13 protein-coding genes and 1 pseudogene are annotated in these 15,929 nt (G+C 59.2%); 9 read left to right on the top strand and 5 right to left on the bottom strand.

The annotated features are described in order from the left end of the window. Positions 1-68 precede the first annotated feature (68 nt). Positions 69-1,403 carry an amidohydrolase family protein gene (locus tag KW824_RS03125; RefSeq protein ID WP_218408879.1) on the bottom strand — a complete coding sequence of 445 codons (1,335 nt, stop codon included), beginning with the start codon at positions 1,401-1,403 and terminating at the stop codon, positions 69-71. Positions 1,404-1,586: 183 nt separating this feature from the next. After that, positions 1,587-2,207, bottom strand: a complete 621-nt coding sequence (locus tag KW824_RS03120; protein WP_218408878.1) for an ACP phosphodiesterase — start codon at positions 2,205-2,207, stop codon at positions 1,587-1,589. Between the two features lie 426 nt (positions 2,208-2,633). On the opposite strand from KW824_RS03120, the gene KW824_RS03115 reads away from it, so the two are divergent. From KW824_RS03115 to KW824_RS03095, 5 genes and pseudogenes are all read left to right on the top strand, one after another. Further along, on the top strand, positions 2,634-3,413 hold the full coding sequence (locus KW824_RS03115; RefSeq protein ID WP_371316590.1) for an ABC transporter substrate-binding protein: 780 nt from the start codon (positions 2,634-2,636) through the stop codon (positions 3,411-3,413). A 66-nt stretch (positions 3,414-3,479) separates the two neighbouring features. Beyond that, complete coding sequence (iadA, locus tag KW824_RS03110) at positions 3,480-4,610, top strand: beta-aspartyl-peptidase (RefSeq protein ID WP_218408876.1); 1,131 nt, start codon at positions 3,480-3,482, stop codon at positions 4,608-4,610. A gap of 895 nt (positions 4,611-5,505) precedes the next feature. After that, the gene (locus KW824_RS03105) at positions 5,506-6,501 is read left to right on the top strand and encodes an autotransporter outer membrane beta-barrel domain-containing protein (protein ID WP_218408875.1); all 996 of its coding nucleotides are present in this window, start codon (positions 5,506-5,508) and stop codon (positions 6,499-6,501) included. 180 nt (positions 6,502-6,681) lie between these two features. Further along, complete coding sequence (locus KW824_RS03100; RefSeq protein WP_218408874.1) at positions 6,682-7,236, top strand: hypothetical protein; 555 nt, start codon at positions 6,682-6,684, stop codon at positions 7,234-7,236. A 39-nt stretch (positions 7,237-7,275) separates the two neighbouring features. After that, positions 7,276-7,599 (top strand): annotated as a pseudogene (locus KW824_RS03095) (amidohydrolase family protein); the annotation flags it as partial. Positions 7,600-7,676: 77 nt separating this feature from the next. Here KW824_RS03095 and KW824_RS03090 read toward each other — a convergent pair. Further along, on the bottom strand, positions 7,677-8,579 hold the full coding sequence (locus tag KW824_RS03090) for a lysine exporter LysO family protein (RefSeq protein WP_043130023.1): 903 nt from the start codon (positions 8,577-8,579) through the stop codon (positions 7,677-7,679). 532 nt (positions 8,580-9,111) lie between these two features. Between KW824_RS03090 and KW824_RS03085 the strand changes: the two genes are divergently transcribed. From KW824_RS03085 to KW824_RS03070, 4 genes are all read left to right on the top strand, one after another. Further along, positions 9,112-9,882: an ABC transporter ATP-binding protein gene (locus KW824_RS03085; RefSeq protein WP_005332890.1), complete on the top strand. Its 771-nt coding sequence runs from the start codon at positions 9,112-9,114 to the stop codon at positions 9,880-9,882. Between the two features lie 65 nt (positions 9,883-9,947). Then, entirely contained in the window at positions 9,948-10,721 is a 774-nt protein-coding gene (locus KW824_RS03080; RefSeq protein ID WP_041206090.1) for an ABC transporter substrate-binding protein, read from the top strand. A gap of 204 nt (positions 10,722-10,925) precedes the next feature. Beyond that, complete coding sequence (locus KW824_RS03075; RefSeq protein WP_005332892.1) at positions 10,926-11,666, top strand: ABC transporter permease; 741 nt, start codon at positions 10,926-10,928, stop codon at positions 11,664-11,666. A 93-nt stretch (positions 11,667-11,759) separates the two neighbouring features. Beyond that, on the top strand, positions 11,760-12,452 hold the full coding sequence (locus KW824_RS03070) for an ABC transporter permease (RefSeq protein ID WP_043130022.1): 693 nt from the start codon (positions 11,760-11,762) through the stop codon (positions 12,450-12,452). 63 nt (positions 12,453-12,515) lie between these two features. Here KW824_RS03070 and KW824_RS03065 read toward each other — a convergent pair whose 3' ends face one another. After that, complete coding sequence (locus KW824_RS03065; protein ID WP_218408872.1) at positions 12,516-13,829, bottom strand: capsule biosynthesis protein; 1,314 nt, start codon at positions 13,827-13,829, stop codon at positions 12,516-12,518. 7 nt (positions 13,830-13,836) lie between these two features. Further along, a complete protein-coding gene (locus tag KW824_RS03060) occupies positions 13,837-15,921 on the bottom strand; it encodes a capsular polysaccharide biosynthesis protein (protein ID WP_218408871.1) in 2,085 nt (694 codons plus the stop codon). Positions 15,922-15,929: the final 8 nt, after the last annotated feature.

Below are 15,929 nucleotides of genomic sequence, written 5' to 3'. Positions count from 1 at the left end.
TGCCGCTGGCAGTCGTGTAGCTCCCATCAAAAAGGCCCCTTTCGGGGCCTTTTTGTCATCCAGGGAGGTCAGTGCGTGTTCTTGTAGATCTTGCCGTCCTTCATGATCACCTTGAAGTGCTTGGCCGGATCGGCCACCAGGGAGAGATCCTTGAGCGGGTCACCGTCGATCAGCAGCAGATCGGCCAGTGCCCCGGCCTCCACCACGCCCAGCCTGCCCGGGTAGGGGCTGCGCGGGCCGGAGAGGGCCAGCAGCTCGGCGTTGTCATGGGTGGCCATCCTCAGCACCTCGGCCGGGGTATACCAGGTGCCCATCTTGGCCAGCATGGTGCCCTGACTGGCGGCGGCCTGGGCGCTGAACAGGGCGTCGGTACCGAACGCGGTCTTGATGCCGTACTTCTTGGCCATGGCATAGGCGTGGTCGGTGCCCTTGTACATCTCAAGCTGTTTCAGACGGTTGGCCGAGCCCTCCGGGAAGGGGGACTTGCGATCGTCGGTGAAGGGTTGCAGGCTCCACCAGACCCCCTTCTCGGCCATCAGTCTGGCAGTGTCCTCGTCGAGCATCTGACCGTGGTCGATGCACTTGACGCCTGCCTCGATGGCCTGGCGCACCGCTTTCGGGGTATAGGCGTGCACGGTCACATAGGTGCCCCAGTTGTCGGCGGCCTCCACCGCGGCGCGGATCTCCGGCACCGTGTACTGGGTCACATCGATGGGATCATAGTTGGAGGCCACACCGCCACCGGCCATCACCTTGATCTGGGAGGCGCCGAGGGCGAGTTGCTCGCGGGTGCGCTGGCGCACGGCATCCGGACTGTCGGCAACCATGGCCGCGTTGGCCCGCTCGCCGAAGGAGTATTGTCCCGCCAGTGCCGGCAGTTCGTTGGGCAGGCGGAAGTCGCCGTGGCCACCGGACTGGGAGATCATGGCGCCGGCCGGCCAGATACGCGGTCCATTGATCAACCCCATGTCGATCCCCTTCTTGAGGCCGAACACGGGGCCGCCGAGATCACGGGCACTGGTGAAGCCGCGCATCAGCATGTCGTTGGCCGCCCTGGTTGCCGCCACCGTGGTGAAGGTGACGTCGTTGGTCAGCACGGCAATCTGCGGCAGGGTGGCGAACATCAGGTGGGTATGGGCGTCGATGAGGCCCGGCATTAGAGTCTTGCCCTGGCCGTCGATACGCTGCACCTCGCCTTTCACCTTGATGCCGCCTTGGCTGATCCTGGTGATCTGGTTGCCTTCCACCAGGACGGAGGAGGGGGCGCTGAGGACACTCCCCTTGCCATCGAAGATACGCACGTTTTCAAACAAGATGGCTGCATGAACCGGCTCGGTGGCGTGAACGGCGCTACCGGCCAGGAGGGCGCCGCACAGGGCGCTACAGAATAATCGCAATGACATGAAGAGGTCTCCTTGGGTCTTGAGGGGGCTGAGTCTAGCCCAGCCGCGCCCGTTCAGCCTGAGCCCGGGCTGAGCGGCATCGCCAGTCTCCTCCCTTTTTGGGTGCCACAAAAGACCCAATCTGATCCAGCTTTCGTTTCCTCCCTTGCCCCGCCAGCCTTGTCTGAAACAGGATCAGGGCATCTAACCTGGGGGTCCTTGAGGATCTCTGGTGGTGCGGTAGTGGGCGAGCTGCCGCTCACTGAAGCAGATCAACGCGGGATAGAAGCGCAGAAACCCCCGTTCACACTCGTGCCAGCGGCCCTCATCCAGGGTATGGAGTGCCTCTCCCAGCAACAGGGGGCGACGCAGGCGGCGGCCGATGCCGTTGAGGGCCTGACCCAGCCCCTCCCGGTGCCGGTATGAGGCGATCCAGTCCTGCTCGGCCATCCGCCTGAGGGGCACCGGCAGGCCCTCCGGCAGACGGTGATGATCCGCCAGCAGTTGACCATAGCTCTGTTGCAGGAAGCGGGGCAGGGGTTGCGGGCTGAATTGCTGCCAGTGGCGACTCAGCCAGTGGTCGTAGAGCATGTCCACCAGGATGCCGCCAAAGCGGCGCCAGGGGGCCTCGAAGCAGGCGACCGCCGCCCTGTGCTCGGGGTGGGCATCGGTGAAGGCATCTATCTTGCGGTGCAGCCAGATCCCCTCATCGAAGTGGGGCTCGAGACCCGTGGGCAGCGGCCCCTTGACGAAGTCTCCCAGCAGGTTGCCAGTGAGGGAGCTTCGGGTGTGGGCCGCCAGGTGAAGGTGCGCCAGGTAATTCATGGGATCAGGGTCGTGTGCAGATCGATGACAAGGTGCTCCGAGCCTAGCGGATCCACCTTCTGTTGACCATGGTCCGGGTTTTTGCAACGGACCTGCAACGCCCCCTTGCGGGGCAAATTTTGGGCGTGCTAAGGTGGCGGACATCTTTGTCACAGGACACGACAAACCATCATGATGCGCAAAGCCAGAGGCTTTTTTCTGGCCTTCTACTTCAAGCCTTTCTACCTCTCCGAGTGGTTCGACGAATAAGTCGAGGCCCCGGAGCAGTTCATTGACGCCCGCCGATCACTGACGTCTGCCGATCATTGATACCCACGGGGGCGTGATCTCGCTCATCCGCGTTTTGCCGTTTGTTGGCCATCGCTTGCCCATGTTTGCGATGCCTTGACCGCGCCTGTGCGCTTTCTATGTAATGGAGTACTCATGATGAATACCAAACTGACCCTGTCAGCCCTGTTTGCTGCCTGCTTGCTCACCACTCCCGTCACGGCCAAGGAGTGGAAAACCGTGCGTTTCGGTGTGGAAGGCGCCTATCCTCCCTTCTCCTGGACCGATGCCTCGGGGGAGATCAAGGGCTTTGACATCGATCTCGCCAATGCCCTGTGCCATCAGATGGCCGTCAAGTGCGAGCTGGTGGCGCAGGATTGGGACGGCATGATCCCGGCCCTGTTGTCGCGCAAATACGATGCGATCATCGCCGCCATGTCGATCACCGACGAGCGGCGCAAGAAGGTGGATTTCACCGAGAAATATGCCCATATCCCCAATCGCTTCGTGGCGGTCAAAGGCACCGAGCTGGCGCTGACCCCGTCGGGGATGGCAGGCAAGCGCATAGGTGTGCAGCGTGCCACCACCCACGACAAGTACCTGACGGACAACTTTGGCTCCGATGTCACCATAGTGCGCTACGGCAATGCCGATGAAGCCTATCTCGATCTGAAGGCGGGTCGGGTGCTCGCCTTGCTGGCCGATGCTTCGGCCATCGATCAGGGGCTGCTCAGCAAGGCGGGCGGGGACAAGTTCGAGTATGTGGGGCCGGCCCTGACCGATCGCCAGTGGTTTGGTGACGGCATGGGGATTGCGGTACGCAAGGGCGATCAGGATCTCAAGGCCAAGTTGGACGAGGCGATCAAAACCCTGCGTGCCAATGGCAAGTATCAGGAGATCAACCAGAAGTACTTCAAGTACGATATTTATGGTGGCTGATGGGGGGAGGGAGCTTGCTCCCTCTCTTTTTTCGCAGCAAGAGGTGATGAAGCAAGGAGATACCCCATGTTGACCCTGATCGAGGGTGCGGAAATTCATAGCCCGGTCCCGCTCGGCCAGCAGGATCTGCTGGTGGCCGATGGCCGCATCGCCTGGCTGGGAAAGGGGCTGACGGTTCCCCCTGACTGGCCGCTGGTGCGTGTCGACGGCCGTGGCCGCTATCTGGTGCCCGGGTTGGTGGATCCCCTGGCCCACATCACCGGGGGCGGTGGGGAGGGGGGCTTTGCCTTTCGCACCCCAGAGCTGGCGGCAAGAGAGGCGCTGAGTGCGGGGGTCACCACGCTGGTGGCGGCGCTTGGCACCGACAGCCTGACCCGCACCCCGGCCCAGGTGCTTGGCAAGGTGCGCGAGTTTCGCGCCGCCGGGGTGAGCGCTTACATGTATACCGGCTCCTATCACCTGCCGGTCAAGACCCTCACCGGGTCTGTGGAGTCGGACATCATGCTGATCCCCGAGGTGCTGGGGGTGGGGGAGCTGGCCATCAGCGATCACAGATCCAGTGCGCCGACTCATGACGAGCTGGCACGGCTGGTGAGCGAGGCGCGGGTGGCCGGGCTGCTCGCGGGCAAGAGCGGGGTAAGCTTCTTCCACGTCGGGGACGGCCGCGGGGCGCTGGCGCCGCTGCGGGCCCTGCGCGATGGCACCGACATTCCCCTGCGTCAGCTCTATCCCACCCACTGCAACCGCAACCCCTGGCTGTTTGCCGAGGCCATCGACTGGGGCCGGGCGGGGGGCTGGGTCGATCTCACCACCTCGAGCTTCCCCGAGCTGCTGGACGATGGCGAGCAACTGGCGGCAGAGGCGCTGGTGGCGCTGCTGGAATCCGATGTGCCTGCCGATCGCATCAGCTTCAGCTCGGATGCCAACGCCAGCCTGCCGCGCTTTGATAGCGAGGGGCGCCTCATCGAGTTGCGCTGCGGCCAGATTGCCAGCCTGTGGCAGGAGTGCGTCCGCGCCTGCGCCCTCGGGGTGTCGCTCGAGGTCGCCTTGGGGGTGGTCACGGCCAATCCGGCGCGGGCCCTAGGGCTGGCAGGCAAGGGAGCGATAGCGGTGGGGCAGGATGCGGATCTGCTGCTTATCGACCCGAATACGCTGGCCATCCAGCGGGTGATGAGCGGCGGCCAGTGGCGGGCTTGAAGCCAGTATGCGCCCGTCAGTAAACAGAAAGCCCGGCACTGCTGCCGGGCTTTTTTCCACCTGGGGTCGCACCAGGCTCAGATAGCGAGGAATGCCAGTATCAGGATGGGGCCGAGCGGGCTCAGAATGAAGCCCGAGACGATGGCCACCGGCACCATCTGGATGCCACTTCCTGCTTGAACTTGGCAGTGAATGAGCGACGTTGTTTTGCCATTGAACACCTTAGGTAACGGTGGCACCTAAAACGGTGTTCGGGATGATTAGATCACTACACTCGTTCAGCCGCTGTACTGGGCGCGTGAGGATAATACTGTCTTCATTCCGTGGTTGTGCAGCAAGTCACTGAAGAAACGCAATGCTTCCTCGGGGAGCAGGGGCGTGCCGCCAGCGCCTGAATCTGGGTTTTGAACTCATCCCAATGGGACAGCCCACTCCCAGCGAGGCCTTCACTGCCGCTGCATCAAATTGTGTCGAGCGGGGCAACTTGACGTTGAACTTGACCTCGCTTTGTTCAACGGTCCAGTCCATGCCAGGCGGCCTGGAGCCAGATGTTGAGAGATTGCCGCGGGGGTAACAGATTGCCGAAGTCATGCCCGGGTGTTTGGCCGGTGTAGGCTATGGTCTCGATAAGGTGAGCCATATTCCCTCCAAATGACGTGATATGCAGGGAACATCCTACGTATTCATGGAGGTGATATATGGCTGTAATTATTTTAAATTACGGAGATTTTAATAGTAGCTAATTAGGATGATATTTTTACACGCTAAAAGGATAAAAACGGTGGAAAAAGTTCACTGGTAAATTTAATCGTCAAAAATATAACCAAAATGCCAATTATTAAGATTTGGTGATTCATTTGTTGTTAGTATAGCTGGCCAGTCAATGTTAATAAAGATGAGAAGTATGCATGTTTTGCTTTTTATATTTCTGTTTCTAACCTTATCGATAGCGTCGGCTACTGAGTTTTCATCCTCAGATGAGGTAGACCTCAATGAGAGTCGCAAACAGATCAGAGCTTTGCGCAAAGCTGAGCGGAATGCCACCATCCCTGCAGATGTACGCCCATCTATAACTCGGTCAAGTCAGTCAAACCAGCAGAGGCTGAATCGCAAGTGGGAACATGCATTACCTTTCTATGCGCAGAAGGCGATTGAGCTTGGATTTGATTTACCTCTACCCTTCTCCTTTTCCATTGTGCCTACTTATATGCAACAGGGGATTGGTTTTTCCGGCCTGAAGCTGGCAATCCCCAGTCGTCCGGATATCGACTTTGATCGTTTAAATCTGGATGAGATCGATTTTGGTCATCCAGAAAGCAATACCCAGACATGGCAACTGAAACTCAGCTCGTGGGTTCTACCGTTTATGCAGGTCGGCGTACATGCCGGACGTTTTGATGGAAGCTCTGACCTGGAAGTCACCATCCCGGATTCGGTGTTTAATCATATTAAGCCGGGTATCAAGCCGATTCATTTTTCGCCAGATTTCTCAGGTTGGAATTATGGGGTAAGTACGAATTTTACCGCTGGTTTCGGTCAGTATTTTGGTGTTCTGCCGATCAGTTATACCAGGTCGGAAACTGATGATAAGCGAACCGAAAGTGTAGCTCTCCTGATTAGCCCGCGAATTGGTCGTTCATTTCACCTCAACAATCTGGGGTTGGTCAGCCCTTTTGTTGGTTTTTCTTATATGAAAGTGAAGGGATTTACGCAGCAGAATGAGCCGTTTGGATACAATGTCGCTTACAGTATTTCTTCTGAAAACGAAAATGAATGGGCAGGTGTGGTTGGGCTGAACTGGAATCTGGCCCGCCATTATGGCGTAGTGACAGAGCTCAGTGTTGGTCCTGAACGAACCAGCATGGTCATGATGCTGGACTATCGATGGTAGGCAGAGCCATGATGACCAAGCTTTATTTATATTGGGCGGAGCTTCGACGGAACAATAATTATAATGTTAGAGGTGTCTAACAGTTATATTAACCATCGTATGCTGATTATTCATATTTATAAATTTCAATAGATTTCGTTATATGAAGGTGTCCGTATTTCTGCGTTGTCGTGGGAGAGTATGTTGAAAACAAATCGGTGTGCATTGATTTTTATTATGTTAATGGTTGCAGGTTGCAGCCATTTAAATGATGAACAAAAGAGTATAAAGCAACAGAGCATTAATGACATGGCACGCAACACTATTACGCAGTTGCTCGAGCGGGATGAAAGACTCACTAAAGCATTCGATGAATCGTTAGCTTATATGGTTGTCGACATGAAAGTAACAAAAATTCCTGCTGTTGGAGTAGGTGGCGGCGAGGGGGTGCTTTTCATGAAAGCAGAAAATAAACCTACTTTTTATCGTGTTCAGCGTTTTGATCTGGGCGCTGGTTGGGGGGCTCGTTCCTATAAGGCTTTAGTTTTAGTGTCGTCACAAAACATCATGGAAAAACTAAAAGAGGGTCTCTGGGTATTTGATATCGGCGGAGAGGCTTCCGCTGGCACTGCTGCTATGGCAGGTACATCGAGTGACATTATTCCTGAGTACTCTGTACACATCTTATCTGATGGTGGCGTGTCAGCTTCAATTACAGCAAGGGCAATCAGAATCAGTAAAAGTGACCTCAATTGAACCAGAATATGAGCTGAAGGCTCCCTTTAGAGAGGACTATTGCTGGCCGTCGGGGTGCTCGCCGATCGCATCAGCTTCAGCTCGGATGCCAACGCCAGCCTGCCGCGCTTTGATAGCGAGGGGCGCCTTGTGGAGATGCGCTGCGGCCAGATTGCCAGCCTGTGGCAGGAGTGCGTCCGCGCCTGCGCCCTCGGGGTGTCGCTCGAGGTCGCCCTCGGGGCGGTCACGGCCAATCCGGCGCGGGCCCTGGGGCTGGCGGGCAAGGGGGCGATAGGAGTGGGGCTGGATGCGGATCTGCTGCTTATCGACCCGAATACGCTGGCCATCCAGCGGGTGATGAGCGGCGGTCAGTGGCGGGCTTGAAGACAGTGTGCGTCCGTCAGTAAACAGAAAGCCCGGCACTGCTGCCGGGCTTTTTTCCACCTGGGGTCGTACCAGGCTCAGATAGCGAGGAAGCCCAGTATCAGGATGGGGCCGAGCAGGCTCAGGATAAAGCCCGAGACGATGGCCACCGGCACCACCTGGATGCCGCCGGATTTCTGGATCACCGGCAGGGTGAAGTCGAGCGCGGTGGCGCCGCCGTAACCGATGGCGGCGGAGGGGTGGCGACGCATCAGCACCGGAATGAGGAGGATGGCGATGAGCTCGCGCCCCAGATCGTTGATGAAGGCGGCGGAGCCGAGCACTGGCCCCAGCTTGTCGGCCACCAGGATGCCGGAGAGCGAATACCAGCCGAAGCTGGAGCTCATGGCCAGCCCGTGGGCAAAGGGCATGCCCAACAGCTGTGAGGCCAGCAGGCTGCCGAGCCAGCTGCTGAGGATGACGGTGGCGGCTATCTTCATGCCCCAGGGGTTGAGCAGGATCTGGCGCAGGCGCATGCCGGAGTTGCGCATCTGGATGCCGATGAGCAGCAGCAGCAACATCAGCGCCCACTCGCTCCACTTGTCAATGGGCAGGGCGCGCAAGTCCACCAGCAGCCCCAGCAGCACGCCGCCGAGCACCACGAAGCAGAGCTGGAGAGACTCCCACAAGAGGTGCAGCTTGCTCGGCATCTTGCCGTCGCTCGCCTCATGGGTGGGCGGACTACGCCTGTCCAGCCACCAGAGCGCCAGCAGGTTGCAGACGGTGATGGCGGCCAGCATCACCCCGGCCACCTTGAAGATCACCGCCAGGTTGCTGCCGAGGTTCTCCACATAGGCGAGCCCCAGCCCCATCAGGAACAGGATGAGATAGACCATCTTGCCCAGCGATTGATTGACCAGCTTGATGAGCCGCTGACTGGAGAGGGGAACAAGATAGCCGATGGCCAGTGGTAACAGGATCAGCAACACATTCAGCAACATTGGGGCCTCGGTCACAAAACTGGTAAAAACGGCACCTTATCACGACTTGTTGCATCTGTGTCACATATCCGTGTATTTGAATGCCCCAGACGGGGCTTTTTTATCACATTGTTATGTTTTTTCGATGACTGGCGGAATGGACTGGCTGTGTGAAACGGGGGAGCATCACCAGTAAAATCAATTCCATCCTCATATAATTGTGCGATGGCTTCACCAGAGAAGGATGAATAAAGTCGTTTTGGGTGACATCTGGTGTGGATAGTGGAATATTCTTGCCAGTAGGGCGTTGCAGGTATAAAAGTGCGGTATCCGAGAACCGACTGAAAATGGATTTTATGCAGACAAAGTGCTGAAAAATACCGATGAGGCCAATAAAAATACAGATAAAACACTAAATACCTCGGTTCTGTATTGTTTTTTGACTACCTGAATGATATTTTCGCTGAAGGTTGCCATCGGTTAACGTTTTGTTAAATTGACGATGGTGGGATCACGCCGTAGCGGCGTCTAGGGACAGACAAGGTTGTAATGGATGAGCGACGTTGCCGCACTGGAAGTTCGTGAACTGCACAAGTATTTTGGCACCCACGAAGTGCTCAAGGGCATCGATATGACGGCCCACAAGGGGGATGTGATTTCCCTGATCGGCTCCTCGGGTTCGGGGAAGTCGACCTTTCTACGCTGTATCAATCTGCTGGAAACCCCCTCTTCCGGCACGGTTTCCCTCCATGGCGAACTGATCCGCATGAAAAGCAATCGGGCCGGTGAGCGCCTGCCTGAGGATATGCGTCAGGTGGAGCGGATCCGCAGCCGCCTGGCCATGGTGTTCCAGAGCTTCAACCTCTGGTCGCACATGACCATCATGCAGAACATCATCGAGGTGCCCATCCAGGTGCTCAAGGTGCCCCGTGCCGAGGCCATCGCCAAGGCGGAGCTGCTGCTCAACCGGGTGGGTCTGTGGGAGCGGCGCGACTACTACCCCGGTCATCTCTCCGGCGGCCAGCAGCAGCGGGCGGCCATTGCCCGGGCGCTGGCGGTGGATCCCGAGGTGATGCTGTTCGATGAACCCACCTCGGCGCTCGATCCCGAACTGGTGGGGGAGGTGCTCGGCCTGATGCGCGAGCTGGCCGAGGAGGGGCGCACCATGCTGGTGGTCACCCACGAGATGTCGTTTGCCCGTGACGTCTCCAACAAGGTCATGTTCCTGCATCAGGGGCGGGTGGAGGAGGAGGGCAATCCCAAGGAGATCTTCGCCCATCCCAAGTCGGAGCGATTCAAGCAATTCATCTCTTCCATCTATTGATGGTCGAGCTGTATTTTCAACAATCTGCGTTTTCAATGATCGACGTGTTTATCAAGGAGAGATACATGAACAAGCTGATGCTGGCGACTGCCGTGATGACGGCCCTGTGTTCCGGTAGCCTGATGGCCAAGGAGTGGAAAGAGGTGCGGATCGGGGTGGAAGGTGCCTATCCTCCCTTCTCCTGGACCGAGCCGAGCGGCGAGGTGAAAGGCTTTGACATCGACATCGCCAACGCCCTGTGCGAAGAGATGAAGGTGAAGTGCACCCTGGTCAAGCAGGACTGGGACGGCATCATTCCGGCGCTGCTGTCGCGCAAGTATGACGCCATCATCGCCACCATGGACATCACCGAAGAGCGCAAGAAGAAGGTGGACTTCACCCAGAAGTACCAGCACATTCCGGCCCGCTTCGCCGCCAAGAAAGGCACTGACGTGCAGCTCGACAAGGCCTTCATGGATGGCAAGACCATCGCCGTGCAGCGCGCCACCTCCATGGACACCTACATCACCGACAACTTCCCCAACGCCACCATCAAGCGCTACGGCACCGCAGACGAAGCCTATCTCGATCTGAAATCCGGCCGGGTTGACTACGTGATGGCCGACTCCGCCGCCATCAGCGATGGCCTGCTGAAGAAAGAGGGTGGCGATGCCTACGAGTTCGTCGGCCCGAAACTGACCGATCCCAAGTGGTTTGGCGAGGGTGCCGGCATCGCGGTACGCAAGGCAGACAAGGATCTGAAAGAGAAATTCAATGCCGCCATCCTGGCCCTGCGCGCCAACGGCAAGTACAAGGAAATCAACGACAAGTACTTTGATTTCGACGTGTACGGCGAGTAACCCCCAGGCGCGCTACCCCGGGTAGCCGCCGAAGGGATTGCGGCGAATCATCACGACAGGTTGACCCTCGTCTGTAGTCACCGGGCCCGTTGTCTCTCGCAAGGGAGCGATGGGCCCGCTTAGTTGCAATGGAGCTGCATGTGTTTGGTTTGAAAGGATATTGGGACGGGCGATCCCGCTCAATGCGTTGCAATGGAGCCGCATATGTTTGATTTGAAAGGATACGAAACCTCCCTGCTGGAGGGGGCCTGGGTCACCCTGGAGGTGGCATTGGCCTCTCTGCTGCTGGCGCTGCTGCTGGGCATGCTGGGAGCGCTGGCCAAGCTTTCCCCCTACAAGTGGGCGCGCGGCATCGCGACCGCCTACACCACCGTCATTCGCGGCATCCCGGATCTGGTGCTGATGATGCTGCTGTTCTTCGGCGGCCAGGTGCTGATCAACGGGATCTGCAGCTGGGTCAACGAGGCCTACAACAACTACCTGCTGGAGAGCAACCCGAGCCAGGAGTGGGTCTCCCTGCTACCGGATTATATCGACATCAGCCCGTTTGCGGCTGGGGTCGCCACCATCGGCTTCATCTTCGGTGCCTACATGACCGAGACCTTCCGCGGCGCCATCCTGGCGGTGGACAAAGGGGAGCTCGAGGCGGCGCGCGCCTTTGGCATGCGGGCGACCCAGGTGTTTGTGCGGATCCTCTTCCCCCAGATGATGCGTCACGCCCTGCCGGGGTTTGGCAACAACTGGCTGGTACTGCTGAAAACCACGGCGCTGGTCTCCATCATCGGGCTCGATGACATGGTGCGCAAGGCGTCGCTGGCGGCGGGCTCGACCCAGCAGCCCTTCACCTTCTACATGGCGGTGGCGCTGATCTTCCTGATCTTCACCGCAGTCTCCACCTCGGCGCTCAAGTGGGCCGAGCGTCACTACGCCATCAAGACGAGGTAAGCCATGTCGTATTCAATGCAGTCGTTCGTTTACTGTGATCGTCGCGGTGTCAGTGCCGAGCGTATCTACATCACGATCAAGATGAGGTAAGCCATGGATTTCTCGATCATTCTCACGGAGTGGCCCACCTACTGGGAGGGTTTCTACACCACCATCTGGCTGGTGGCGGTGTCCCTCATGCTCGGCCTCATGCTGGCGGTGCCCATGGGCATTTTGCGTAACAGCCGCAACTGGCTGATCAAGGGGCCGATCTGGGCTTATATCTATTTCTTCCGCGGCACTCCGCTGCTGGTGCAGCTGTTCATCATCTACTACGGCGCCGCCCAGTGGGAGTGGCTGAAAAACGGCCCCGCCTGGGCGCTCTTCTCCGAGGCCTGGTTCTGCGCCCTGCTGGCGTTTACCCTCAACACCGGTGCCTACACCGCCGAGATAGTGCGCGGCGCCGTGCTGAACATGCCAAAGGGACAGATCGAGGCGGCCAATGCGTTTGGCATGAGCCGCTGGCAGACCCTCACCCGCATCATACTGCCCAACTCGTTTCGCCGTGCGCTGCCCGCCTACAGCAACGAGGTGATCTTCATGCTGCAGGGCTCGGCGGTGGCGGGCATCATCACCATCGTCGACCTGACCGGTGCTGCGCGGATCATCAACTCCCGCTACTACAGCCCATTCGAGGCGTTCCTGACCGCCGGTCTGCTCTACATGCTGCTCACCTTCGCCATCGTATGGCTGTTCAAGAAGTGGGAGGCCCGCTGGCACGCCCACCTGCGTCCCCGCAGCGTCTGACCTGATACAAAAGCCAGAGACAAAAAAGCCCGCAGTCGCGGGCTTTTTCTTGCTCGGCATGAGCTAGAGCATGGTCACCGGAGTGAGCATCTCCTCGGTCAGGAGGCAAAATGCACTCAGGATGGCGAAGGCCCCGACAACGCCGGAAGGTGTTGCCGCGCGTTTACTCTTCTGGGCAGAGAGGGCCTGCACATTGTGCTGCTGGATCTTCTCCACCACGGCCATGGCCCCCATGTCCAGATGACGGTAGAAGCTGGCATTGAGCTGGGTCAGATGCAGTAATGACTGGCGCATCCGCTCGAAGGTCTCGCTGCAAACCGGACTCTGCTTGTGCCAGAACTTCGCCAGCGTGCCCCGGGTGGTGAGCCCTGGCAGGTCGTAGAGGGCCCGCCCCATGCAGAAGGTTGGCACCTGGTGCAGCAGGGCGGAGAGGCCCACCGTGCTGTTGATGGTGATGACCCCCTTGAGCAGCGGATAGAGGGTGGGCAGTGGCAGCTCATAGCCATAGAACACCCGCCCTTCCAGCCCGAGCAGCGTCACCAGGCGGTTGATCTGGGGCTGATAGCTGACATAGCCCCGATCCATGGGGTGGTGCTTGAACAGCAACACATCCTCGCGGCGGGCGTGCTCGGCGAAGGAGTTCATCACCTGGGCGACCATCTCTTCCACCCCGCTCAAATCCGAATGCTCCCGGATCTGAAAGTCTTCGGTGACCTGCAGCGGCACGAAGAAGATATGTCCCTTGTGCCGGGGCAGGGCCTTGAGCAGGGAGTGGTCGCTCCATCTGTGCTTCCACTTCACCACCCCCCCAGCCACCCAGCCCCTGGCCTCCTGATAGAGACTCCAGGGCCTGTGATTGACGAAATGGGGGTAGCGCCAGCGCAACAGGTTCTTGTTGATGTGGTAGCGGCTGGCATACCAGGCCCGGCGGGCGAAGGTCTTGCCCACCTTCAGCGGCGCCTCATAAGGCGCTGGCCACGTCATCTCGACCAGCGAATCACGCTTGGCATAGAGCGGGCTGAAGGCATTGACGCCCCCTTGCTCCAGGGTCACGAAGTCGGGACGCAGATAGCCCTCCTCCATGGCCCAGACACGGATTTTTTTCAGCTTGCAGATACGGATGGCCTGCTGATGGTAGTAACGGCAATCACCGTAACAGATGAGGCTGTCGATGCCATGGCGCTTGATGAAGCGGCGAAAGAAGGTGTTCCAGGTATCCGGCTTGCCGGTGAAGCGTTCGCTATGGCCCACGCAGCGCCAGCACTCATCCCCCCCGTTGAAGTGGATCTTGTAGACCTCGTGGCCGGCGTCGGAAAGCGCCTGGCTGAGGGTCTGAAAGAAGGGGCCCAGCGGTCCTTGCAGCAGCAAAATCTTCATGTACGACTTATCTCATCAACTGGGGAAGGGAGGGGCGTTGCAGCAGGGTCTGTGCCAGATAACTCAGCTTGACTTGCCAGCGCTGCCAGCGGCTCGACTTGTGGCCGGATGATTGGCCTTGTGTGGCCAGTTGGCGGATCAACTGCTCCGGACTTATCCAGAGTCCGCTCTGCCAATCGATATAGAGCGGATAGGCCACCAGAGTCAGATAGACCAGTGCCGCCAGGGGGAGTGAGCGCTGGCGCCGGGCCGGGGGATGGGCATCCGTGGTCAGCCCCCAGCCGCTGTAGAAGGGCTGGCCCCAGGTCGTCACCTTGACCCCTTGCACCAGCGCCTCGAAGCCGCTCAGGGAAGTCATGGTGTGCAGCTCGTCCACGTGGGGATAGAGGCTGGTCAGGCCGATATCCAGCACCTGGCTGTCCACGCACTCCGCCAGGCAGGCCGCAGAAATGGCCCCGGCCCGATTGCCCGCCACCACATCCGGGTGGGGTTTGTAGAGGATGTGGGCCTCTGGCTTGGCGGCGCGCACCGCCCACAGCAACTGCTCGTTGCTGCGAATGGTCGGGCTGCCGGTCAGGATGGAGGCATCCCCATCCACCTGACCCACCACCAGCACCAGGGGACGGCCATCGGCGGGGGGCGTGAAGTGCGCCGGGGCGCCGACATTGTATTTGCTCACCTTGTTTTCGCGCAGCAGGGTGAGCAGTTGCTCACCCCGGTCGAGCTGTGACTGGGTCAGCTCCTGGTAATTGAGCAACTGCTCGAGCCCGCTGGGGCTGCGGCTGTCGAAATAGATCCCGACCGGATCCAGCGACAGGGAAGAGGGGCGACACAGGTTGGAGCCAAGCCCCTTGGAGCGGATAAAGCCATCTTCCACCCGAATGGCCGAGGTGAGCTCGGGGTAACGACTGCCCCACACCAGCACCTGCTCGTCACCGGTCAGCCGTTTTGGCGGCTTGCGCACAAAGCAGAGTTCCTCGGCCAGGGGCCGGCAGAAGGCCTGCATAAAGGCGCGCTTCCACAAGGAGAACCCCACCAGATAGAGCCTGCGCCAGCGGGGGGCGGCCTTCTGCTGACGGGCGATGATGGCGATCACCTCTTCCACCTCGCAGCGTTGGCCAAGCACGGGATCCAGATAGCGGGGATAGCAGATCAGCGCCGCCGCCACCAGTTGGGCCAGTGACACCTGAACGTTGCGGCGTTCGCACGGTTTGCTGTCCTGGGTCAGACCCCAACCCGCATAAAACGGCATGCCGAAGCAATACACCGATTTGCCGAGCAGCAGCGCCTCGAAGCCGAGCTGGGATGACACCGTGTAAACGGCGTCCACCAGGTTGAGCAGGGCATGGGGATGACAATGGTCGGCAACGATCTCTACATCCCTCAGTTTCAATCTGGCCAGCACGCCACTCTTCTTGCCAAAGCGGGTATCCGGGTGGGTGCGAAGCAAGAGGCGGGCATCGGGATGATTGCGGCGCGCCGTCTCTACCATGGCGATAAAATCCGCCTCGCTGGCCAGGGCGCCGGGAATGGAGAGATCCCCGGCCACCTGATCCACCAGCAAGACGCAGGGCCTGCCATCTTGCAGCAGGCGCTGGGCCAGCGCCACAGGCAGCCCGGCGACATCCTTCGCCGTCAGGTTGGTCGCCGAACAAGAAGAGAGAGAAGTGGGTCGCCCGGCATAGCAGTTGTATTTGGTGACCCCAAGGCGCACCAGCTCATGGACAAGCCGCTCGGCTCGCGTCAGCATGGCGGCGTCACAGGGGGTGGCGATCAGCTGTTCAAGCTGGCTGGGCTGGCGGGCATCGTAATAGATACCGACAGGATCGGCGATAAGGGACACCGCCTTGCCGCCCTTGGCCGGATGGCCGATATAGCCGATAAAGCCATCTTCCAGTTGCCAATAGGGCAGGCCCAGATCTTGTGCCTGCTGCTTGATCTGGCGGGCATTGGCCTTCTGGCCCCAGCCAACCAGCACATCGCCAGCCTGGGGGGAATCAGGGGAGACAAGGCGTGCCAATGGCTGGTCAAGGCAGGTGCTGATCTGGGCGCTGCGGGCTAGAATGCCGCCGGATTGAGTCCATAGAGTCATACAAGTTG

The sequence above is a fragment of the Aeromonas sp. sif0611 genome, assembly GCF_019218845.1.
Taxonomy (GTDB): Bacteria; Pseudomonadota; Gammaproteobacteria; order Enterobacterales; family Aeromonadaceae; genus Aeromonas; species Aeromonas media.
The sequence above is the reverse complement of the archived record's forward strand: the minus strand, read 5'-3'. Positions and strand labels throughout refer to the sequence as shown.

Excerpts from the sequence above, each read along its gene's own strand:
- KW824_RS03125 (WP_218408879.1), bottom strand. The coding sequence starts at position 1,403 with ATGTCATTGCGATTATTCTGTAGCGCCCTGTGCGGCGCCCTCCTGGCC.
- KW824_RS03120 (WP_218408878.1), bottom strand. The coding sequence starts at position 2,207 with ATGAATTACCTGGCGCACCTTCACCTGGCGGCCCACACCCGAAGCTCC.
- KW824_RS03115 (WP_371316590.1), top strand. The coding sequence starts at position 2,634 with ATGAATACCAAACTGACCCTGTCAGCCCTGTTTGCTGCCTGCTTGCTC.
- iadA (WP_218408876.1), top strand. The coding sequence starts at position 3,480 with ATGTTGACCCTGATCGAGGGTGCGGAAATTCATAGCCCGGTCCCGCTC.
- KW824_RS03105 (WP_218408875.1), top strand. The coding sequence starts at position 5,506 with ATGAGAAGTATGCATGTTTTGCTTTTTATATTTCTGTTTCTAACCTTA.
- KW824_RS03100 (WP_218408874.1), top strand. The coding sequence starts at position 6,682 with ATGTTGAAAACAAATCGGTGTGCATTGATTTTTATTATGTTAATGGTT.
- KW824_RS03090 (WP_043130023.1), bottom strand. The coding sequence starts at position 8,579 with ATGTTGCTGAATGTGTTGCTGATCCTGTTACCACTGGCCATCGGCTAT.
- KW824_RS03085 (WP_005332890.1), top strand. The coding sequence starts at position 9,112 with ATGAGCGACGTTGCCGCACTGGAAGTTCGTGAACTGCACAAGTATTTT.
- KW824_RS03080 (WP_041206090.1), top strand. The coding sequence starts at position 9,948 with ATGAACAAGCTGATGCTGGCGACTGCCGTGATGACGGCCCTGTGTTCC.
- KW824_RS03075 (WP_005332892.1), top strand. The coding sequence starts at position 10,926 with ATGTTTGATTTGAAAGGATACGAAACCTCCCTGCTGGAGGGGGCCTGG.
- KW824_RS03070 (WP_043130022.1), top strand. The coding sequence starts at position 11,760 with ATGGATTTCTCGATCATTCTCACGGAGTGGCCCACCTACTGGGAGGGT.
- KW824_RS03065 (WP_218408872.1), bottom strand. The coding sequence starts at position 13,829 with ATGAAGATTTTGCTGCTGCAAGGACCGCTGGGCCCCTTCTTTCAGACC.
- KW824_RS03060 (WP_218408871.1), bottom strand. The coding sequence starts at position 15,921 with ATGACTCTATGGACTCAATCCGGCGGCATTCTAGCCCGCAGCGCCCAG.